The sequence below is a fragment of the uncultured Thiodictyon sp. genome, from assembly GCF_903828115.1.
Classification (GTDB): Bacteria; Pseudomonadota; Gammaproteobacteria; order Chromatiales; family Chromatiaceae; genus Thiodictyon.
The window spans coordinates 1-21216 of sequence record NZ_CAIKKU010000772.1 but is presented as its reverse complement, the minus strand read 5'-3'; the positions used below and the strand labels follow the sequence as shown (position 1 = coordinate 21216).

The 21216-nt window shown below is 65.4% G+C and carries 13 protein-coding genes; 4 read left to right on the top strand and 9 right to left on the bottom strand.

What is annotated here, in order from left to right:
- Positions 1–216: 216 nt before the first annotated feature.
- Positions 217–2238 (top strand): type VI secretion system Vgr family protein, encoded by a 2022-nt coding sequence (locus QZY48_RS28315; protein WP_295436990.1) that lies wholly within the window; start codon positions 217–219, stop codon positions 2236–2238.
- A gap of 132 nt (positions 2239–2370) precedes the next feature.
- Here QZY48_RS28315 and QZY48_RS28310 read toward each other — a convergent pair whose 3' ends face one another.
- The gene (locus QZY48_RS28310) at positions 2371–3972 is read right to left on the bottom strand and encodes a caspase family protein (RefSeq protein ID WP_295436989.1); all 1602 of its coding nucleotides are present in this window, start codon (positions 3970–3972) and stop codon (positions 2371–2373) included.
- Between the two features lie 1320 nt (positions 3973–5292).
- Between QZY48_RS28310 and QZY48_RS28305 the strand changes: the two genes are divergently transcribed.
- Positions 5293–6081, top strand: a complete 789-nt coding sequence (locus QZY48_RS28305; protein WP_295436988.1) for a Uma2 family endonuclease — start codon at positions 5293–5295, stop codon at positions 6079–6081.
- Positions 6082–6162: 81 nt separating this feature from the next.
- On the opposite strand, the gene QZY48_RS28300 is transcribed toward QZY48_RS28305, so the two are convergent.
- Positions 6163–6825, bottom strand: coding sequence for a DUF2076 domain-containing protein (locus tag QZY48_RS28300; RefSeq protein ID WP_295436987.1), 663 nt, complete (start codon positions 6823–6825; stop codon positions 6163–6165).
- 449 nt (positions 6826–7274) lie between these two features.
- Between QZY48_RS28300 and QZY48_RS28295 the strand changes: the two genes are divergently transcribed.
- Complete coding sequence (locus QZY48_RS28295; protein ID WP_295436986.1) at positions 7275–8297, top strand: ribonuclease T(2); 1023 nt, start codon at positions 7275–7277, stop codon at positions 8295–8297.
- Between the two features lie 42 nt (positions 8298–8339).
- On the opposite strand, the gene QZY48_RS28290 is transcribed toward QZY48_RS28295, so the two are convergent.
- The 3 genes from QZY48_RS28290 to QZY48_RS28280 form a co-directional block, all read right to left on the bottom strand.
- Positions 8340–9182: a hypothetical protein gene (locus tag QZY48_RS28290; RefSeq protein WP_295436985.1), complete on the bottom strand. Its 843-nt coding sequence runs from the start codon at positions 9180–9182 to the stop codon at positions 8340–8342.
- A gap of 4 nt (positions 9183–9186) precedes the next feature.
- Entirely contained in the window at positions 9187–10167 is a 981-nt protein-coding gene (locus QZY48_RS28285) for a hypothetical protein (RefSeq protein ID WP_295436984.1), read from the bottom strand.
- 131 nt (positions 10168–10298) lie between these two features.
- Positions 10299–11189: a phosphoribulokinase gene (locus tag QZY48_RS28280; RefSeq protein ID WP_295436983.1), complete on the bottom strand. Its 891-nt coding sequence runs from the start codon at positions 11187–11189 to the stop codon at positions 10299–10301.
- 227 nt (positions 11190–11416) lie between these two features.
- Here QZY48_RS28280 and QZY48_RS28275 point away from each other — a divergent pair, with 227 nt between their 5' ends.
- The gene (locus QZY48_RS28275; protein ID WP_295436982.1) at positions 11417–13516 is read left to right on the top strand and encodes an ATP-binding protein; all 2100 of its coding nucleotides are present in this window, start codon (positions 11417–11419) and stop codon (positions 13514–13516) included.
- Positions 13517–13689: 173 nt separating this feature from the next.
- Here QZY48_RS28275 and QZY48_RS28270 read toward each other — a convergent pair whose 3' ends face one another.
- The 4 genes from QZY48_RS28270 to QZY48_RS28255 all read right to left on the bottom strand — a co-directional run bounded on the left by QZY48_RS28270 (position 13690) and on the right by QZY48_RS28255 (position 21049).
- Positions 13690–15951, bottom strand: coding sequence for a diguanylate cyclase (locus QZY48_RS28270; protein ID WP_295436981.1), 2262 nt, complete (start codon positions 15949–15951; stop codon positions 13690–13692).
- The gene (locus QZY48_RS28265) at positions 15948–16877 is read right to left on the bottom strand and encodes a porin PorA family protein (RefSeq protein ID WP_295436980.1); all 930 of its coding nucleotides are present in this window, start codon (positions 16875–16877) and stop codon (positions 15948–15950) included. The genes QZY48_RS28270 and QZY48_RS28265 overlap by 4 nt, the downstream gene beginning before the upstream one ends.
- Before the next feature lie 72 nt (positions 16878–16949).
- Positions 16950–19472: an EAL domain-containing protein gene (locus QZY48_RS28260; protein ID WP_295436979.1), complete on the bottom strand. Its 2523-nt coding sequence runs from the start codon at positions 19470–19472 to the stop codon at positions 16950–16952.
- A gap of 290 nt (positions 19473–19762) precedes the next feature.
- Positions 19763–21049: a response regulator gene (locus QZY48_RS28255; RefSeq protein ID WP_295436978.1), complete on the bottom strand. Its 1287-nt coding sequence runs from the start codon at positions 21047–21049 to the stop codon at positions 19763–19765.
- Between the last annotated feature and the right edge of the window lie 167 nt (positions 21050–21216).

Genomic DNA, 21216 nt, shown 5'->3' with positions numbered 1-21216 from the left:
GCACCGCGACTCGGATAGCAGAGCAAACAATTGCCGTTGGGTGTACCGGCACACACGATTGCCCGCCCTGCCCCCACTCAGCCTCAGTCGGCCGGTGCGATTGTCCGCAGCGGCTCGCGCAGAACGTAGAAAATTTGGCGCAATTTTCTGGAATTGCGTCCATCTCATTCCGACAGTCCGGCGCACGCCATGGCAATCCCATTCGACCCTGAAGCCATGAACCACACACAGCACCACCGCCCCTTCCAAGTCTTCACCCCGCTCCCCTTCGACACGCTGCTGTTCTACCGAATGTCTGGCGAGGAGGACCTCGGCCGCATGTTCCGCTATGAACTGGACCTGCTGAGCGAGGCCGGGCAGATCGACGCCAAGGCCCTCCTTGGGCGCCCCATGTGCGTGCGAGTCGAGGGCCACGACCGCGACCCGGCGGACCCCGCCCGCTGGTTCCACGGCATCGTGCAGCGCTTTTCGCTCGTCGGGTTCCAGGGTAGGCTCGCCCACTATCAAGCGGAACTGCGGCCCTGGTGCTGGTTCCTGACCCGCACCGCCGACTGCCGTATCTTCCAGGACCAATCGGCCCTTGAGATTGCCAAGCAGATCTTCCGCGAGCACGGCTATACCGACTTTGACGACCTCACGGGCGCGACCTATCGCCCCCGCGACTATTGCGTCCAGTACCGCGAAACTGATTTCCACTTCATCAGCCGGCTGCTGGAACACGAGGGGATCTATTACTATTTCCTGCATGACAAGGACAAACACCAACTGGTGCTGGCCGACTCGCCAAGCAGTCATTCCGCCTGCCGCCAGGCAAGCCGGGTCCCCTACTACGCCGGCGAGTCCGCTGGTGCCTCGCCGTTCAAGGAATACCTCTCGCAATGGCGCCTGGATCAGACGGTATGCTCCGGCGCCTTTGTCCATACCGCCTTCGACTTCACCAAGCCGCTGGCCGACCTGACCGCCGGCACGGCCCTGGCGCGCGGTCATGCCAACGACCACCACGAGGTCTTCGATTATCCGGAACCGGGGTGCGGCTTCAGCGAGATTGACGGCTATTCCCGGGTTCGCATCGAGGAACTCCAGTCCGAGCATAGTGAGGGACGCGGGATGAGCAACGCACGCGGGCTCGCGAGCGGCTGTCTCTTTGACCTGACCGGCCACCCCTTGGCCGATCAGAACCGCGAATACCTGGTCAAGTCAACCCACTATCAACTGGAGACGGCCCCCTACGCGACCGGGGACGACGTCCACCAGGAGGATACCTTCGCGGTCGAATTCACCACCCGCTCCAGCCAAGAGCCCTTCCGTCCCGCCCGCAGCACGCCGAAGGCGCGGATGCAGGGGCCCCAGACCGCGATCGTCGTCGGCAAGGCCGGGGAGGAGATCTGGACCGACCAGTACGGCCGCGTCAAGGTCCAGTTCCACTGGGACCGCTACGGCAAGCGCGATGAGCAGAGCTCCTGCTGGCTGCGTGTCAGCCAGCCCTGGGCCGGCAAGGGCTGGGGTGGAATCAGCATCCCGCGCATCGGCCAGGAGGTCATCGTCGACTTTCTGGAGGGCGACCCCGACCAACCCATCATCACCGGCCGCGTCTACAACGCCGCCGCCATGCCGCCCTACGGCCTCCCCGCCGGAGCGGTCGTCAGCGGGATCAAGAGCCAGACCCACAAGGGGGCTGGGTACAACGAAATCGCCATGAACGACACCGCGGGCAGCGAACTGTTGCGGGTCAATGCCCAGTATGACCAGTCGACGAATGTCAATCACGACCGCACCGAGACCATCGGCAACGACCAGTCGGTAAGCATCGTCAACAACCGCACCGACCAGGTCGGCGTCGATGCCAAGGAGGACATCGGCGCAAACCTCAGCCTGGCGGTCGGCGCCAACCGCAAGGAATCCGTCGGCGGCAACGACAGCCTCTCAGTCGGCGGCAACAAAACCGAGACGATCAGTATCGCCAGTGCCGAGACAGTGGGTGCGGTGAAGGCACTCAGTGTGGGGGCGGCCTATCAAATCTCGGTGGGCGCGGCCATGAATACCACCGTGGGGCTCGCGAGCTTCGAGCAGGTGGGCGTCAACAAACACATCCTTGCCGGGAGCAAGATCGTCTTCGAGTGCGGGGGCGGCAAGATCACCATCGCGAGCAGCGGCAAGATCACCATCGAGGGCACCGAGATCGCCATCAAGGCCAGCGGTCCGGTGGACATCGACGGCAGTGTCGTCGACCTGAATTGAGCATCGCCACTCAGCCTTGCCGCTTTATCGGCGCTGATCCGCTTTCATTCGCGGCTGACAGCCCTTGTCGGGGTAGCCGGCGGGATGGGCGCCGGCCCAATCGCACTGACCGGGCCGGGCCGGGCCGCCGGCCTACTTGAGCCTCGCCAACTCCGCTTCCGCCTGCGGATGTCCATCCCGCCGGGCCTGCTGGAACCACACGCGGGCCTGCTCCTGGGAGGGGGTAACGCCCTCCCCGTCCCGATACATCAAGCCCAGGGCGTAGGCGGCCCAGGCGTTGCCTTGATGAGCGGACTTCTCGAACCAGTCGCGGGCGATAGCGGGGTCTTTGGGAAGCCCGATCCCCGAGCCGTACATCCACCCCACCAGGTTCTGGCTCTTGGCCCCGCCCGCTTGCGCGGCCTCGAGCAGCAGGTCCACCGTCTGCCGGTTATCGAGCGATCCGGTTTGCCTCTGTCCGTGCCGCGCCTGCCAGTCACTGATAGCGCGACGGGTGCTGTTGCCGATCAACCCGTCCGACGGCCCCTGGTATAGATGCAGATCGGCCAGGGCCAACTGCATATAGTGTGGCGGCAGTTGGTTCGCCTTGCTCAGGGCCTCCGCCGCGGCGCGCTCTGCCGGCGTGGGTGTGGGCGTGGGCGTGGGCGTGGGCGTGGGCTCCATTGCCGGGGTGCGCTGCGCATCGGTTGGCGGCCGTCGCCCGGTGGCGGCCACGGGCGGGGGGGGCGCGGCCGGCGTCTGCGGCTCTGGCCGGTTCCCGACCGCAACCGCCTCACGCTCGGCCGCGGCCCGCAACTCGCCGATCCGCGACCGGGCGAAGGCCCTCAGAACCGGGTCCTCGACACTGTCCATAAACGCCTTGAAGACGTCCGGATCGCGGCTATCCTTGATCAACTCCCAGTATCTGAACGCATCGGGCTTGGGCGGCGGGGCCGCGGGCGGCTCCGGCGTCCGCGGGTTGAAGGACCACTCATCGGCACCCAGCGAGTTATAGACGGCGGGCTGCTGGGCATTGTGCGTGTCCGCAAGCACCTGATCCCGCACGCGACGGAACATCAGACCGACCTCGACCCCAGGATCGCCGATGTGCTTCAACAGGGCCGCGGTGTAGGGGCTGTGATCGAGGTCGCCGTCGGACGCGGTGGCGCCGGCCTCGGTGGCGTAAGCAATCAGGGTGTTGAGAGGCGGTGCATTGGGTGTCGCCAGGCCGCGCGCAACATTGGCCGAGCGCGTGCCCCTGGCGCGGGCGATGCCGTCGGACACAGGATTGTCACGGCAGGCGTCCAGGATTGCGACCCGCAGCTTGCGCGCCCCGCGTAGTTCAGCCATCGCCTCATCAAAGGGATAACTCCTCCGTAAGTCCCTTTGGGGGTCTTTTCTGATGTCCACCGGCAGCAGATAGTTGACGCCGGCGACCTGGACCGCATGACCCGCATAATAGAGCACGGCGACATCGGCCTGCTCCAGGCCAAAGCTATTCAGCACGTCCGCCAACTTCATGAAGTCCAAGTCAAAACCCTCATCGACCGTGAAGCCGAGCCCGCGGAGCTTGGCCGCAAAGGCCCGGGCGTCGGTGACCGCGGTGCGCAACGCCGGGATATTCTGGTATGCGGAGTTGCCAATCACCAGCGCGACGCGCTTCTCCTCAGCCGGCGCCGCGCCGACCGGGGCCGAAAAAAATACCAGGCAACCGAGCGCCAGCCACCCCCCGCGAACCAAGGCCGGCCACATCATCCCCGGCCTCTGCGAGAATGCGTCGCGAGCGGCCAAGCGCGTGATCGCGCACCGGCTGACCAAGGGGCGCGGGCGCCCGGCCCGGAGCCGGTACAACCAGCGCAAAATTTTGTTCGGCACTGCCATCGCTCCTCTACCACTCGTGCGCCACGGTCCGCCTGGTCGGCGGCTGATCAATTGTCGCTTCCTATGGCGTGGCAAAGCGAACGAGCTTAGCCCCCACGCGACAGCACGCCTCAATGCCCCCGAAGCCGACACAGGACGCAACGGCCCCGTTGAGAGCCTGCTCCGCGGTACGCCGGCCTAGGGCTGCGCCAGTCTTGCCCGTGAGGGAACATTGGGCGATCGCAGAGTAACCGGGTACCGTGACCGGCCGGGCGCCGTTGCGACAACAGTCCGGCACCCCGCCGACGCGCCGGCAATCGGTGATGGCGGCCTCGAGTGCCTTGGATGGCGTCAAGGCCAGGCCTTCGCCGTTCGCTCCCGTCATCAAGCAGTGGGCCTTGGCCGCGTAGAGCTTGGTCATCGGCGGCGGCGGCGCGGACACTGGGGCCCGCGCACTGGACTCGTTCTTCGGTTGCCGCTTGGGCCTTGTCGGGGCGTCCTTTCCCGCAGCGCACGAACGACAGGGCGGCTTCGGCGGCTGCGACTTGTGTCCTCCCGAGGGCTGCGGCGTGGGCCTTGGGGTTGGCGTCTCGACCGGCGGGGCGCTGAATTCGCCGATTTCCAGGGTGACGCCTGGCCGCGGCCAAAACGCGAAGAGGCCGACAAGAGCCGGAATGACTAAACCACACCCTATCGCTTTCATTATGTATCCTCACGTGTAAGCAACACACCGGTTTGCGTGCGAGTCCCCAGGCCAACGGCCGTGAAGGGTTGCCCGCCACTCCGGACCATGAAGGTCCATCCTGGAGGCCGCCCGCGGCCGCGATGCGGCGCCGCGGAAAACTCCGCCACCGCTCGGCCTGTCGCGGCCGACGGCCGCTCCCACAGGGTCGCCACGCGACTTCCACGGTAACACTGGCCGTCTCACTGCCTAGGCCAGGCGACCGCTTGGGGGTCGACCCTAAGGATGACAAGAATAGGCAATATTCCGGGTTTAGGCATTATGAATCGGTCGGACAGGCGAAGCGCTCCGCTCGTCGGGGGGCGCGGGCGCCATGGCCGTTAGTCGCTACCCCCCACCCCGGACGATAAGAGTCCTCGGCCCGACCTTTACGTTAGAGCGACGGCGGCCGGTCCGCACCGCGGACCCTACCTTGCCGCCCCGCGGTTGGTTATGCTGCACGCCTGCACCACCCCGCAGGAGGACCTGAGGCGATGAATCCACTGCCGCACTACGACCCCGACGACCCCTACCCGGAGAGCGACGGTCAGCCCATGGCGGAGAACACCGAGCAGTACGAATGGTTGGTCAAGATCAAGGAGAACCTGGAGATCCTGTTTGCCCGCAACCCGAATATCTTTGTTGCCGGGGATCTCTTCTGGTATCCGACCAAGGATCGGCAGATCGCCGGCCCCGTGGCGCCGGACGTGATGGTCGCCATCGGCCGACCCAAGGGCCGCCGCGGCTGCTACAAGCAGTGGGAAGAGGGCGGCATAGCCCCGCAGGTCGTCTTCGAGATCCTGTCGCCGGCCAACAGTCTCAAGGAGATGGCCGACAAACGCTCCTTCTATGACAGCTTCGGGGTGGAGGAATACTACGTCTACGACCCCGCTGCCAACCGGCTTGAGGTGTGGCTGCGCCAACAGGGGCGGCTGCACCGGATGTCGCATCTGAAGGGCTGGACCAGCCCGCGGTTGGGTATCCGCTTTGCCCTGGGCGGGGCGACGCTGGAGATCTTCGACCCCGCGGGCCGGCCCTTCCTGACCTCGGTGGAACTGGCCGAGCGCCTGCGGCGTGCGGATCAGCGGGCGCAGGACGAGGCCGCGCGGGCGGAGCATGAGGCCGCCCGCGCGGAGCATGAGGCCGCGCGGGCAGAGCACGCGGCCGCGCAAGCGCAGCAGGAGCGCGAGCACGCCGCGCGCGAGGGCCTGCGTGCACAGGAGGAGCACGCCCGCGCCGAGCGGCTGGCGGAGCGGCTGCGCGCGTTGGGCCTCGAGCCCTGAACCCATGCACGCGCGACTGACCGGCGAAGGATTGGCCGCGCGGGCCGAGAGGCCCCCTGCGCTATCTGCGGCGCAACGTCCTCAGAAGTCCCCGAAGGTAGTGAAGTCCCCGCCGTCGTCGAGCAGCGTGTCGTCCTGCGCCTCCGCCTGATCGGGCGCGGTCGGGTCCGGTTCGTTCGCCGACGGCTCGGCGGCCTTCGCCTCCTGGCCGCCGAAGAGACCGCCCAAGGCGCCGGCGAGCATGACACCGCCCGCCACCCCGGCCGCGGTCGTCAGGGCCGCGGACATGAAACCGCCACCGCCCGGCTGGCCCTGCCCGAACAGGCCGCGGCCGGCGGCTGGCGGCGCCGTCGGATTGCCCCAGCCCCGACTCTGGGTGGGCTGGGTCCCGTAAGGGGTGCCGGGCGCCATGACCGGCGTGCGCTCCGCCCCCGGCAGCACCGTGCCGACCGACTGACCCGAACCGCCGCCGAAGAGCCCGCCCAGGAAGCTGCCGCCGCCGGCCGCCGGCGCCGGGCGCTCGGCCAGTTCCTGCTCCAGCTCCTGAATGCGTTGGTACTGCGCCTGCATCGCGTGATCCTGGACCAGGATCACCTGCGCCATGTAATAGGGTGCCGCCGGCTGGGCCCGCAGGGCCTCCGCGATCACTTGCTCCGCGCCGGGATCGCGGGGACCGGACTGCTGCTGCGCCTGCTTCAGCTTGGCGAAGAGCCCATCGATCAGTTGGCGTTCGTTTTGTTCCATCGTGTCACCTTGAGTGTTGGTTGAAAGTGTTCGCAGGACAGACGCGATATGGGTCCGCCGGCCCGCGTTCCCACGCTGCCGGAGCGTGCAAATCGTCGCCGCGGCGAGGCCCCGCGGGCGGGTGCGGGACCGGCAAATGATCCCGGAAATTTACCGTAAAAGTCGCGCAGCGACGCTGTGGGAGCGGCTTCAGCCGCGACCAGGCATCGCAAGCTGCCGCAACGTCGCAGGTTACCGCGGCCTCGCAGCGCGGCGGCAAGCCGCGACGAGGCCAGGGCGGCTTGCGCGGTCGCGTCGCGGCTGAAGCCGCTCCCACCGGGTTACCGCCGGACTTTCACGGTAAAGCCGCGACCTGCGGTTACCGACGGACCGCTACCGGCCGTGACGAGGTAGACTGGGGAGATTGACCACCGCTCCGACCCGAATAAGCCAACACCGAGAACCGCCGGATGCACCCGTCGCGCCCACTGCTCCCACTGCTCCTGTGTCTCTGGCCGCTGGCCGCGGCGGCGGAGCCCTTCGCGGGCAGCCTGATCGCGGAGAAGGACTGTCCGGCGGGCAGTTCGACCAAACATCAGAGGAATCCGGGCCAGATCCGCCTGGTGCCGGGGCAGAGTTATCTAATCGTCGCCCGCGACCGGCCGGAGCCGACCCATTACCAATTGCGCATCGAGTCAGCGCAGCCCAAAGACCGGTGGGTGGAGGTCTCATGCGGCCGGTTCGCCGCGCCCCTGTCGGCCGCACCCCAGGCGCCTGACCAGCCGTCGGCGCCACCCGCGGCAACCCGGGCGGCAGTCCCCGCTGCCGCCACGCCGGGCGGCATGGACGCCCACTACGTCCTCGCCGCCACTTGGCAGCCGGCCTTCTGCGAGCCGCGCCCGCATCGCCCGGAGTGTCAGGGTCTGACCCCGGAGCGGGCCGACGCCCGCCGGTTCTCGCTCCACGGGCTCTGGCCGCAACCGCTCGGGCGCGCCTACTGCGGAATCGCTCAGCCGGACCGCACCGCCGCGGAGTCGGGCAACTGGAAGCGCCTGCCGCGGCCGGATCTCAGCACGGCCACCCGTGCGCAGCTCGAGCAGCAGATGCCCGGGACGGCCGGGAACCTGGAGCGCTACGAGTGGGCCAAGCACGGGAGCTGTTACGGCACGGATGCGGAGACCTACTTCCGGCACGCGCTGGCGCTGCTGGCGCAATTCAACGCCTCGCAGGTGCAGCGGCTGTTTGAGTCCAACATCGGCAAACGGCTGCGCGCGGAGGAGGTACGGGCCGCCGTCGCGCACACCTTCGGTCCGGGCAGCGGGGAGCGGGTACGGCTGGAGTGCGACCAGGACGGCCTGATCACGGAACTGCGCATCGGGCTCAAGGGGGCGATCACTGACCGCTCGGCCCTGACCGAGCTGATCCGGGCGGCACCGACGCGCACGGCCGGCTGCCGTGGCGGCTGGGTCGATCGGGCCGGGCCCGGTCGCTAGATCGGAGCGCCAACGCAGGCGCCGGCCGGGGCCGCGACTCGATCAGAAATCAACCACCTGCCACCCGTCCGCCGTCTTGGTCAACGCGATTTCTTCGCTCCGGGCAGACAGTTTGACGGAAACGGTGGCGTGCCGATCGTCCTTGATCTGCTCATCGGTGACGGTCGCGCCCTGGAACAGGGTTGCCAGGTCGTCCAAATCTTTCTGCGACGCGGTCTGGCTTCGCAGCGACGTGAACTCCTCTGCTGCGCTGTCGGCGAAACAGTGACTCAGCAGTTCACCATTGCGCGCGGTCGCGGCGGCGATCAAGGTCTGCACCGCGGCCCTGGGGGTCGAAAAATTGCCCGCGGCCGGTGCTGCGCCGGGGCTACGCGGCGCCGCGGCTGCCGCGCCCGCGCTCTTGTCCCGAATCATCGCCACTTTATTGCGGAAAAAAAAGTGCCAGCCCGCGCCGCCGTTTCTTGTTGTGATCGCAGCCAGTTGCCAGCCGTCGTTCTCCAACTTGATGAGACCGTCAGCAAAGCTGTTGGGACCCAGATCAGTGATGCCCTGATCGTCGATCAGTTTGTATTCAATCGACGGCTGCGGCAGCGGCCGGTGCCATGGCGATTGCCTGAAATACAGCCACCCGGCGGCACCTTGATCGTTCGCCGTAGTAACGATGAACAACTCAAACCCCACCTCGCCGAGCTTGTTCATCCCCGCGACCATGTCGCCACCGCCAAGCCGCGCAAGGCTGTCGGGGTCGTGGCGCAAGAACCGCCAATGCGCTGACGGCCCCGCGTCGGTCGGCGTCGCGGCCGGCGGCTGGGCGAGTGCGACCTCAGCACCGCACGCAAGCAGATTGATCAGAATGACAACTGCAACGTAATGACGGGCGTTCATTGCGCTATTGCCTCTTGTAGACTGCCTTCGTCTGCTCGTCGCGGAGCCGGTCGGCGTCGAGGAAGGTGAACTGGGTCGCGGCGGCGGGATAATTCAGCTGCGTGCACACGTTGTCGCGGACGCACCACTCCTGGGGCTCCCACCCGGTCGGCTTCTGGCTCAGTTGAAACAGCGTCGAGGAGATGGGCGAGACGGTATAGGTACCCCACACCTGCACGGTCAAACCGAAGTCCCAGCGCTCGAATCGGTTGAAGTTCCCGTTGGCGTCGAGGATCGCGATGCCCTCGACCCGGGCGCCGCCCAGGACCAGGCTGGTATGCCAGGTGCCGACGATCGGCGCGATCAGCGTTGCCGACGGTGGCTGGGGCGATGGCGGTCCGACCCCCGGCGCGGGGGCTGGAGTGGCGAAGCTCGGCGGCAACGGCCTGGGGCCGGGCGGGGGAGCCGGCGGCGGCACGGGCCTCAGGTCACCGAACGCGGGGGGCTGCGGACCGAGCGCCGGGGCGGGCGGCGGCGCAACAGTCCGTGGCTCGGCAACGGGTGGCGAGGGCTGAGGGGCCGGCGGCGCTGAGACAGGCAAGGCCGCGACGAGCGATGCCGGGTCAGCAGTGCCTTTCAATGTTCCCTTGAAGGTGCGGTTGGCGATCACGACCTTGGTTTCGCCCGTGGTCGGGTGCTTGAGGATCACCACGTCCGCCATGAACTCGGCCGAAATCGAGCCATCGTCCTCGCAGACAAAAGTCTGGCCGTTAGCGAGCGGGATCTCCTTTCCGGTTTCACAGCCCTCGAACAAGACAAAATCGTAGCCTTCAGCCACTTCGACCTCAGTCGTGCCGACCACGACGAAACCCTTCTCTTGATAGAACGCGACGGTGTCGTCCTCGACTCGGTCGGAGTCCTCGGCGCCGGCAGGGGTGGCTCCGGCGACGGCGAGTAGTAGGGACAGCCAGAGTACATGCCGGGCAGCGACGCAATGGGTATTCATAGGGGGAGCGCCATGACACAATGGAAAATCGGCTCGCAGGGGCGATTCATACGCATGAGTCTAGCCAAGGCAGGGGGCGGTCGGCCATCTGCTGCGCCGCGGTCCTTGCGGCCTTGCCTGAGACAGTGGGGCTAGACCCGCCGCGCGGCCATCATCCGTTCGATGATGGGCTGGAGGATGATCTCCATCGCCATCCCCATCTTGCCGCCGGGCACCACCATGCTGTTGCGCCGGGACATGAAGGAGTCCTTGATCATGGAGAGCAGGTAGGGGAAATCGATTTCCAGCTTATCGGGCTCGCGGAAGCGGATGATGACAAAGCTCTCGTCCGGGGTGGGGATGTCCCGGGCGATGAAGGGGTTGGAGGTGTCCACCGTGGGCACCCGCTGGAAGTTGATGTCGGTCAGCGAGAATTGAGGCGTGATATGCAGGATGTAGTCCGGCATCCGCCGCATGATGGTGTCGACGATGGCCTCGGCCGAGTAGCCGCGCTCCAGGTTGTCCCGATGGATCTTCTGGATCCACTCCAGGTTGACGATCGGCACCACGCCCACGCCCAGGTCCACATGCTGGGCGACGTTGTCCTCGTCGGTGACGACCAGTCCGTGCAGACCCTCGTAGAACAGGAGGTCGGTGCCCTCGGACAGGCCCTCCCAGGGGGTGAACTGACCGGCCTTCAGCGTCGTGCCAAGCCGGGCGTTCTGCTCCGCCGCCTCCTCGTCGCTGTGGATGTAGTAGCGTTTCTTGCCGGTGCCGGTCTCCCCGTAGGCGTGGAACAGTTCCGCCAACAGCTCGAAGTGATTGGCATCGGGTCCGAAGTGGCTCAGGTTGCGGCCCTCCGCCGCGAAAGTGGCCATCGCGGCCTTCATGGCCACGCGGTCATAGCGGTGGAAGCTGTCACCCTCGACGACGGCGGCACTGATGCCGTCGCGGTAGAAAATGTGCTCGAAGGCGCGCTTGACGGTGGTGGTGCCAGCCCCGGAGGACCCGGTAACGGCGACGATCGGGTGTTTTCTTGACATTGCGGTCTCCCCTCTTCTCTCTCTCTGCGGTCCGGCACTTCGCAGCGCCCAGGGGCCCGGCGCGGCCGGCTTCCGGGGTGGAGGCCATGGGCGGCACGCACAAGCGCTTCATGATTGGCTAATATACCATGGGTCGCGGGACGGGGCGCCAGCGGAGATTGTCCCGGCTCGGCGGCCTCGGGAGCCCCGTGGTCTTCTTCTTCGATGACGGCAAAGCGGGGGCGACGATGACATCCAAGCGCGGGTTTGCGGGGCTGCCGAAGGACCTGACGGCGAACGCCGAGTTCCAATCGACGGTGGTCCGGCTGGGGGTCTGGTGCTTCGGTACCCTGTATATCTCGCTCGCGGCCTGGAACAACTATTACAAGGTCGATGTCCCCTACTTCCTCACCCTGTTCGCGATCCTCCTGGTCGTCATCCTGGGGATCTTCGTCAGCGTCCTGATCCGCCCCGACTGGCCGGCCCGGCGCTACCTGTCCCTGAGCGTGGATATCGTGGCCATCAGCCTGGCGATCTTCATCACGCGGGAGGCGATCAGCCCCTTTTACCTGCTCTATATCTGGATCTTCATCTCCGCGGGGACCCGCTACAGCGCCCGCCATCTGCTGGTGGCCTCAGCGGAGGCGGTGATCGCCTACAGCCTGGTGCTGAGCGCCCTGGACCAGTGGTCCAGACACACCTATGAGGCGGTGTTCTTCCTCCTGCTCCTGGTGCTCCTGCCGCTCTACCAGTATGCCCTGCTGCGCCGGGTGCAGCAGGCCAAGGACGAGGCGGAGCGGGCCAACAAGGCCAAGGGGGACTTTCTCGCCTTCATGACCCACGAGCTGCGCACCCCGCTGACCGGCGTGATCGGCATGATCGAGTTGCTCAAGACGACGCCACTGGACGCCGAGCAGCGCGACTATGTGACCGCGGTCGCCAACTCTACCCAGGTGTTGAGCGCCCTGATCGGTGACATCCTGGACTTCTCCAAGATCGATGCCGCCAAGCTCAGGCTGGAGCAGTTGCCCTTCAACCCGCGCTTGCTGGTGCGCGAGGTCTGCGGGGTACTGGAGGGCCTGGCCCTGGCCGCGGAGGTGGAGTTGATCTGCGACGTGGCGGCGCAGGTACCCCGGACCATCATCGGCGACCCGCTGCGGGTGCGCCAAATCCTGTTCAATCTGGTCGGCAACGCGGTCAAGTTCACCACGCAGGGCGAGGTCCGGGTTCGGATGACCGTGCGGCCCCCGGAGGCGGAAATTCATGCACCCCACCTGCTGCTGGAGGTGGAGGATACTGGGGTGGGCATCCCGGCCGATAAGATCGCGCAGATCTTCGAGAGCTTCAGCCAGGCGGACACCTCCACCACCCGCCGCTTCGGCGGCTCCGGCCTGGGCACCACCATCGCGTTGGAACTGTCGCGCCTGATGGGCGGCACCATCGGCGTGGTCAGCGAGGAGGGCCAGGGCAGCCGCTTCTGGGTGCGGCTGCCGCTGCTGGACGGCGCGGCGCCGCCGCCCTCCCCCTGCGCTGACCTGACCGGGCGGCGCGCCCTGGTGCTGGAGGCCAACCAGACCCAGCGCGAACTGGTCTGCGCGGCCTTGTGCCACGCGGGGGCGACCTGTCACGCGGTCGCCGAGCCCGACGCGCTCGCAAGGCTCGGGATCGGCGCCGGGGACCTGGACGTGCTGGTGCTTGCCGATCGTCTGGAGGGGCGCAACCTGGCGGCGATCCGCGCCCAGGTGAGCGAGTCCCTGGGCTGCGGCAGGGGCGGCGAACTGCCCTGCCTCTTCCTCACCTACGCGGCACGGCGGCCGGCGGGGCGCGCCGAGGGGACCTGCTGCCTGGGCAAGCCCTTCCTCGCCGAGGACCTGGTCGGCGCGGTCGCGGGACTGCTGGGCCTCCTGCCCGAGTCGGCACCCTGTTGCGAGCCGCAGCAACCGGGCTTTGTCGGCGCCACCGCGGCCTCGGTCGCCGGCATTCGGGTCCTGGTCGCCGAGGACAACGAGATCGCCGCCCGCGTGGTCACGACCTTCCTGACCAAGATGGGCATCGCCTTCACCCGCGTGGTGGACGGCGAGCAGGCCCTGCGCGAGGCCCTTGCCGGGACCTACGGCATCGCCATCGTCGATCTGCGGATGCCTAAGATCGACGGGATCACCTTCGCACGCCGCTACCGCATCCTGGCCCCGGAGCGACCACTGCCCATCGTCGCACTCACCGCCAACGCCTCACAGGAGGTCAGGCAAGACTGTCTGGACGCCGGCATGGTCGACTTCCTGGCCAAGCCGATCAGCCCGGAACTGCTGCGCGAGACCATCGAGCGGTTGGCGGTGCGGGCCGAATAGGGCGTTTCGTCTTATTTTGCGATCCCCCAAGCCCCGAAGGGGCGCGACATACCAGCCCAGGGCAACGCCCTGGGTGTAAGGTATAACGGAGTCCAGCCCGATCAACCGACGCTATCCCAGGGCGTTGCCCTGGGCTGGTATGTCCAACCCCGTTGGGGTCAGCGACCAACATGCTATTTGCCCATTGAGAGGGCGGCGCCATGATGAGCGGCTGGGGCGCCAACCGCCAACTCGACCCGATCCCGTCCATTCTCCTTGGCCTGGTAGAGCGCGGCGTCGGCGGCCCGCAGAACGGCTTGCGCAGTCTCGCCATGGGCGGGAAAGACGGCCACGCCGAGTGACAGGGTGATCGCCGCCAGCGTATCGCCCTCGAAACTCACCTGCAGCGCATGGATGTTGACGCGCAATTGCTCGGCGCGCTGGTGCGCCAGTTCCTGCGAGGCGCCGGGGAGGATGAGCGTGAATTCCTCCCCGCCGTAGCGGCAGGCGATATCATCGAGGCGCACCTGGGTTCGCAGGAATTGACCCAACGCGGTCAGCAACACGTCACCCGCCTGGTGACCATAGGTGTCATTGAAGCGCTTGAAGAAGTCGATATCGAGCATAATAACGCCGATTGGCAAATCCCTGCGCCTGGCCCGCTCGATCTCGCGGGCCAGGGTCTCGTCCATATACCGGCGGTTGAACAGCCCCGTCAGCGTATCGCGGATGGATTGCTGGCGTAACGCCTCGCGCAGATTCAGGTTGGACAGCGCCATGGCGAGCTGCTCGGCAATAGTCTCGGCCAATCGCTGGTGTTCCTGAGTGAGGGCGGGTGAACCGGCGGTGCATTGCACATGCAGCAGGCCCAGCGCCTCGCCCTGCGCCATCATCGGCACGCAGAGGGATGGCCATTGCTGTCCCCCTTCGGCGGTGACATGCTCGCAGATCAGACCCGTCGCGACGTCCTCCACACGATGCGCGCAGCCGCGCCGCAAGGCCCAGCACCCGTCCATGGCAAACACCTGCGCCTTGGTGTCACCGGCACCCCAGCGGATGACCGGTTCCATGTGGTCGCGCGAGGGCGGCATCTCATAGAGGGTTCCGGCCATGCCCGGGAAGATTTTCGCGACGGCATGGGCAATGACGCGGTGCGCCTCCTGCGGCTTGATACAGGCTTGCAGAAGGTTGCCCATCTCGCCCAGGAGGGTGAGCTCGCCGGTGCGTTGTTCGAGTGTCGCCACTGACCGTGAGAGGGTCTCGTTGGTCGTTGCCATCGCGTCCTCAACCTGCTTGAGCTGCGAAATATCCGCAATGATGGCGCTGAACCCGGTAATGGTGCCGGTGAGTTCACGCAGGGGCGACATCGAGGCGCTGACATGGACGCGGGTGCCGTCTCTGCGCAGCCGTTGCGTTATCACGTTCGTCAGCGACTCACCCCGCTCGAGCGCTGCAAGAATGGTTGAAAGTTCATCCCGTTTATCCGGCGGAATAGTGGGCAATGGATGCGCCAGGACCTCGGCTTCGGTCCAACCGAAGATCCGCTCGGCGGCGGGATTCCACATCTCGACCCGTTTTGCGCTGTCGAGTTGGATCATAGCCAGGGGTGACGACGAAATGATGGTCTGGAATCTCAGGCTGTGCTCGCGCAGTGCCTGGTTGGTCCGCTCGATTTCATCCGCCATCCGGTTGAAGGCCCGCCCCAGGTCACCTGGTTCACCCGGGTTATCGCTCGGGGCGCGGGCCTCGAGTCGACCACCTTCAAGCTGTTGGACGGTCCTCATGAGCGTACGCAGCGGGATCAGTGCCAACTTGCGCAACAGCAGATATTGGGAGCCGATCTGGAGTAGGGAGAGGAAGAGCAGCACCCCGGCTACCCAAATAAAGATGGCGTCGATATCCCGCTCCGCCGCAGAGAGAGACAGGTCGATCGACACCGCGCCGACCACGTCTGATGCGCGTACCGGATCATAGGAACCATGGATGGCCTGGGACAGGCGCAGATAGCGCTGACCAGAGGACGTATAAGCAAGGGAGCGCGTCTCATGCTTGTCGCCGCTACGCATGAGTTCAATCAGTGCACTTTGATCGGTGATGCTGCCAAGCGGCGCGCCGCTGCTGTCGGCCAACACACGCAGGCGATAATCCACCACACTCATACGCGAAATATCCGGGAAACTGGCGGTGAAATCAGCGATGGAGCGGTTGAGCCCCTTACTCTTGAGAGACGCATCCGGCTGGATGAGCACCGGCGCCTCCTGGAGCAGATGTGCCTCTTCCTTAAGCAGGTGCACCAGCATTTCGACGGCCGTCAGACCGGACGTACGAATGCCGTCATATACCTGCGCCCGGATGCCGAAATAGAGGATAACCAGACCGATACTGATAGCGATCATGAATCCCACGGCCTGGCCAAAAAGCAGCCGGGCAGTGAGAGAAAGTGATGGTTGTTTCATCCGCGGCGGCCGCTGAACCAACGGCTGACACCGGCCCAACCGAGCAGCATCATGCCCATCAGGGCCGCGCTCGTCGGCAGGTAGAGATCAAACCACAGCAGTCGGCGACGGTCGGCGCGTACCTGGTCGCAGCGGATCAGCACATCGTCGCCGGCCGTGGTCCCGCCCCAACGCAATACCGCGGCGAGCTGTTGGCCGCCGGCAATGTCGTAGATGTAGTCACCGGACAGGCAACTCTCATCCATCTTCAGAATTTCGCCGCTGAGCGGCTCGACCCAGACCTTGAAGCTAAACTGATCATCGGCGCACCTCACTTCCTGCCCGGCTGCGATCTGGACGCCGGGATACTGTGCCGTGCCGAGATAGGATTCGGTGTATTCGCCGCGGCCCTGGTAGCCGTAGACATAGGTCATCAGGCCGCCGATGTCTTCTTCCCCCTGATAGGCGAGCGGGACGCCTTTGAGGTAATTTGAGCGCAGCCGATAGGTCTTCTTCTCAGCATGGCGTGGGAACACCAGAACCTGGTCCTTGACATCAGGCTCAAGGTGTACGCCGGTAGCCGGGTCGGCCATGGCCTTGGTGATGTACTCCCAGGTGATCTTGCCGGTGTTGAGGTCACGAATGGTAAAGGTATCCTCGGCCTTGACGAGGTGCGGACGCCCGGCGTCGCTGACAATGCGGGTGGAGCGCTGATAGGTAGCGGTGGTATTGTCGGCAGGAAATCGCCCACTGGCCGGGTCCGGCGTGGCGCTGATGCCGATATAATTGGCTCGCCACGCCCAACCGGGCGGCAGGCGCTGAGTCCACCGCGGGGCGAGGGAAAATTTCCAGACGGCGGCCAGCACGAGAAAAAGACCGCCGACGATCAGTAACTTTTTGTCTATCATCATAGAGATCCGGAAGGCAATACCGGCGGAATCGATCATCCAGGGTGATATCCGTCGCGGCCGGGGGCCGCTCCTACGGCGTACGCACGAACGAGAATGTGACCAAGGCCGTCATCCTCCTGGTAGCGAAGCCCCCCGTAAGAGCTCTGCCACGGCCGCGGCCGGGATGGGTCTGCTGTAGAGATAACCCTGCATCTCATCGCACTTCTGCTCGCGCAGGAAACCCAATTGCTCCGCGGTCTCCACACCCTCGGCAATCACCTTGAGGCCCAGCGCGTGGGCCAGGCCGATGATGGCCGTGACGATCTTCTCATCATCGCCGCTGCCGGACAGGTCCCGGACAAAGGACTGGTCGATCTTGAGCTTGTCAATGCTGAACCGCTTGAGATAGGCCAGCGAGGAATAGCCGGTGCCGAAGTCGTCGATGACCAGGCTGGTGCCGATCTGTTTCAGGAGACTCAGGCTCGCGATGGCATACTGGGCATCCTGCATGACCACCGACTCGGTCAATTCCAGTTCCAGCCACTGCGGCGCCAGGCCGCTGTCTTGCAGCGCGCTGCGCACCGTGTCCGGCAAACCCTTCTGGCGGAACTGGACCGCCGAGAGATTGACCGCGACCAGGACGGCGGGTAGTCCCTCCCGCTGCCATTGCGCATTCTGGCGGCAGGCCTCGCGCAGCACCCATTCGCCGATCGCGATGATGAGCCCGGTCTCCTCCGCCAGCGGAATGAAAAGGCCCGGCGCCACCGCGCCCAGTTCGGCGCAGTTCCAGCGCAGCAGCGCCTCCAGGCCGATGATGCGCCCGCTCCCGATGGCCACCTGCGGCTGATAATGAAGCTGAAATTCCCCGGCCTTCAGCGCCCCGCGCAACGCATTCTCCATGCGCATCTTGCGCATCTGGCGGCCGATATCGCCATTCATATCCTGCGAGAAGAACATGAAGTTGTCGCGCCCGGCGCGCTTGGCGGCATACATGGCGGCATCGGCGTGCTTGAGCAGGGTCTCGTAATCGCTGCCATCCGCCGGGTACAGACTGATGCCGATACTGGAGGTGACGGTCAGGGACTGCCCCGCCACCTGCATCGGCTCATCGATGAGGAGCATCAGCCGACGCGCGACGATGGTGGCGTCGTCGGCCTGGGCGATACCAGGCAACACGCAGACGAATTCATCCCCACCCAGGCGTGCCAGGATGTCCACCTCACGCACGGCGGCGTGCATGCGTTGCGCCGCGGTCTCCAGGATCGCGTCGCCCGCGGCGTGACCCAGCGAGTCATTGATGACCTTGAAACGGTCCAGATCGATGAACATCAGGGCCAACCCGGTCTGGGTGCGCGCGGCCAGGGAAATCAAATCACCCACCCGCTCTTCCAGCAAGCGGCGATTGGCCAGCCGGGTCAGTGGATCATAATGGGTAAGAAACTCGATATGTTGCGTGGCGGCCCTGATCTCCGAGACATCCGAAAAGATGGCGATATAGTTGAGCACCTGCCCCTGGGCGTTGCGCACCACGGTAATCGACAGCCACTCCGCATAGACCTCGCCACTCTTACGGCGGTTCCAGATCTCGCCCTGCCAGTGGCCGGTCGTGTGCAGGGAGCGCCACAGCCGGTCATAAAAATCAGGCCCCTGCCAGTCCGACTTGAGCAACCGTGGATTCTGGCCGATCACCTCCTCCTGACTGTAACCGGTGATTTTGGAGAAGGCCGGGTTGACCGACAGGATGCGGTTTTCTTCATCGCTGATCAGTATCCCCTCGCCGCTGCTTTCAAACACCCGTGCGGCCAACCGCAACGCCTGCTCCGCACGGCGTGGTTCGGAAACGTCGCGCATCACCGCCCAGGTTTCGGTCGCCCGCCCCGCCGCGTCACGGCGCAGGATGAGTTGCACAATGACCGGGACCGCCCGGCCGTCCTTATGCCGCAGCTCAACTTCAGATTCCGGACTGAAACCGCGCACCAGCAGCTCGTCACGGATCAGTTGATTCACGCGGTCGAGTGTGTCGGGCATCAGCAGATCGCTGAACAGCAAGCCGGTCAACTCATTGCGGTCCGCGAAGCCGAGCAGGCTCAGGAAGGCGGCATTGCAGTCGACGACGTGTCCATCGGCTATCAGCAGCCCCGGCCGTTCATCGGCGGCATCCGTCACCGAGATGGCGATATGCGAGAGCGCAAACAGCAGCCGGTAGCGTTGCTGCACCTCACGCAGCGCCGCCTCCGCGCGAATGACCCGCGCACACTTGAGCAAGGCGCTGCTGAGCAGGTCGAGATTCAGCGGCTTGGTCAGATAGCGATCCACCCCGAGTTCGATCGCCTTTTGAAAATAGCTGGTCTCCTCGAAGGCCGTCATGATGATGATCGGCACCTTGGCATTCACCGCACGGATGCGCTCGGCCATCTCCAGACCATTCATGACCGGCATGCGGATGTCGGTGATCACGAGATCCGGCTGATGGTTGGTAAAGGCGTCCAGTCCCGCTTGACCATCCGCTGCCGTATAGACCCGTGCCACGCGCCGACGCAGATACACCGCCAACTCATCGCGGATCTCGTCCTCGTCCTCGACATAGAGGACGGACAACGCCCGCAGATAGTCTTGATCGTCTTGATGGTCTTGGTCGCGATGATTGTTCATCTTATCCTTCACCTGCGGTTTGACTACGACTCACGCCAAGACGCCAAGAAGAGTCCCGGCCTGGCTCCTGCGCTCCTGCGTGGGTGCCAAGCGCGGGTGCTGCGCGGTAGGATGGGTAGAGCGCAGCGAAACCCATCGTTGGCCCGCGCATAGGGCGTTGATTGCTGGGTTTCGCTGCGCTCTACCCAGCCTACAGGTCTCCGCGTCCAGCCGACAGACCGGTCGCGGAGCGCCCGCACGGCATTCCCACGCCGGAGCGTGGGAACGAGATGGCGCCAAAATTGCGGGGCTCATGGGGGACCTTCCGGCGCCAGCGGCGTCAGCAAGGTGAACTCGGCGCCGGCCTCCAGGGTGCGCGCGCGGATGCGCCCCCCCATGCCATTCTCGATGATCATCTTGGACATGTACAGACCGGTGCCGGTGCCGGTGCCGCCCGGTTTGGTGGAGAAATAGGGTTCAAAGATACGGGCAAGCACCTCGTCCGCAATCCCGCCGCCGGTGTCGCTGATCCGGACCCGCGCCTGATCGCCGGCGCGATCGACCTGCACGGTGATCTGCCCGCGCCCGAGGTTGCGGGCGATGATGGCGTCCTTGGCATTGCCGAGCAGGTTCAGGATCACCTGTGAATATTCATTGGCGGTTCCCAGGGTCCGCACGTCCTCGATGATCTCGGTTACGACCTCGATCCCATGCGCCTTGAGACTCGCGGCCACCAGGGCGATCGCCGCGCCGATGGGTCGGCTGACGGCGAAGGGTGCGGGGCTCTTGTCGGGGCGAAAAAAGTCGCGGAAATCGCTGATGGTGCTCGACATCTTGTCGATCAGCCGATGGGCATCGGCGATCTTCTGCCCCAGGTACTCGGGACTGAGGTCCCCATGCCGTGCGGCATCCTCGATATTACCGAGCACCAGGGCCAGGGCGTTGAGCGGTTGGCGCCATTGATGGGCGATATTGCCGATCATCTCGCCCATCACCGCCAGGCGCGATTGACGAATAAGCAGGTGATCCTGTTCGCGCAGGCGGGCCAGTTGTTCCGCGACCCGCTGCTCCAGGGTCGCGTTCAATTCCTGCAATCGCTCATTGGCATCGGTCAACTGGCGGTTCTGTCGCGCGATGACCTGATTCTTCTCGGCAATCTCCCCGGCATCCTGGAGTATCCGGTTACGCAGGCGGAACAGATCGGCAAAGACGCTGACCTTGGCGCGCAGGATGTCGGGCAGCACTGGGCTTAAGATATAGTCCACCGCACCGAGCGCATAGGCCTGCAGACGCGCCTCATCGGCGAGCCGCTCCGCGGTGATGAAGATGATCGGCAGGTGCTCGGAGCGCGGCCGGGTGCGGATCAGGGCGGCGGTCTCGAAGCCGTCCATGATCGGCATGTTCACATCGAGGAGCACCACCGCGAAATCCTGCACCAACAGCCGGCGCAGGGCCTCGGTGCCCGAGGGGACGCTCACGATCTCCAGTCCCAGGTCCGCGAGCGCCGCCTCCAGGGCCATGAGCTTGGAGGGATTGTCGTCCACCAGCAGGACGCGGACCGCGCACTGGCCTTGACTGATGGTGAGATCGTTATTCATGGTGTGAAGAAAATTTTCTCACAAAGACACAGAGACACAAAGAAAGAGCATCTTAGGAACGGTTTACTAATAAGTTAAACAAGTCCATTAGAGAATGCTGTTAGCGTCGTTGTCGTTGTCGTTGTCGTTGTCGTTGTCGTTGTCGAGTTTATCGTCGTGCCCCGGAT

Excerpts from the sequence above, each read along its gene's own strand:
- QZY48_RS28285 (WP_295436984.1), bottom strand. The coding sequence starts at position 10,167 with ATGAATACCCATTGCGTCGCTGCCCGGCATGTACTCTGGCTGTCCCTA.
- QZY48_RS28260 (WP_295436979.1), bottom strand. The coding sequence starts at position 19,472 with ATGAACAATCATCGCGACCAAGACCATCAAGACGATCAAGACTATCTG.
- QZY48_RS28290 (WP_295436985.1), bottom strand. The coding sequence starts at position 9,182 with ATGAACGCCCGTCATTACGTTGCAGTTGTCATTCTGATCAATCTGCTT.
- QZY48_RS28305 (WP_295436988.1), top strand. The coding sequence starts at position 5,293 with ATGAATCCACTGCCGCACTACGACCCCGACGACCCCTACCCGGAGAGC.
- QZY48_RS28310 (WP_295436989.1), bottom strand. The coding sequence starts at position 3,972 with ATGATGTGGCCGGCCTTGGTTCGCGGGGGGTGGCTGGCGCTCGGTTGC.
- QZY48_RS28275 (WP_295436982.1), top strand. The coding sequence starts at position 11,417 with ATGACATCCAAGCGCGGGTTTGCGGGGCTGCCGAAGGACCTGACGGCG.
- QZY48_RS28265 (WP_295436980.1), bottom strand. The coding sequence starts at position 16,877 with ATGATCGATTCCGCCGGTATTGCCTTCCGGATCTCTATGATGATAGAC.
- QZY48_RS28280 (WP_295436983.1), bottom strand. The coding sequence starts at position 11,189 with ATGTCAAGAAAACACCCGATCGTCGCCGTTACCGGGTCCTCCGGGGCT.
- QZY48_RS28255 (WP_295436978.1), bottom strand. The coding sequence starts at position 21,049 with ATGAATAACGATCTCACCATCAGTCAAGGCCAGTGCGCGGTCCGCGTC.
- QZY48_RS28295 (WP_295436986.1), top strand. The coding sequence starts at position 7,275 with ATGCACCCGTCGCGCCCACTGCTCCCACTGCTCCTGTGTCTCTGGCCG.
- QZY48_RS28315 (WP_295436990.1), top strand. The coding sequence starts at position 217 with ATGAACCACACACAGCACCACCGCCCCTTCCAAGTCTTCACCCCGCTC.
- QZY48_RS28270 (WP_295436981.1), bottom strand. The coding sequence starts at position 15,951 with ATGAAACAACCATCACTTTCTCTCACTGCCCGGCTGCTTTTTGGCCAG.
- QZY48_RS28300 (WP_295436987.1), bottom strand. The coding sequence starts at position 6,825 with ATGGAACAAAACGAACGCCAACTGATCGATGGGCTCTTCGCCAAGCTG.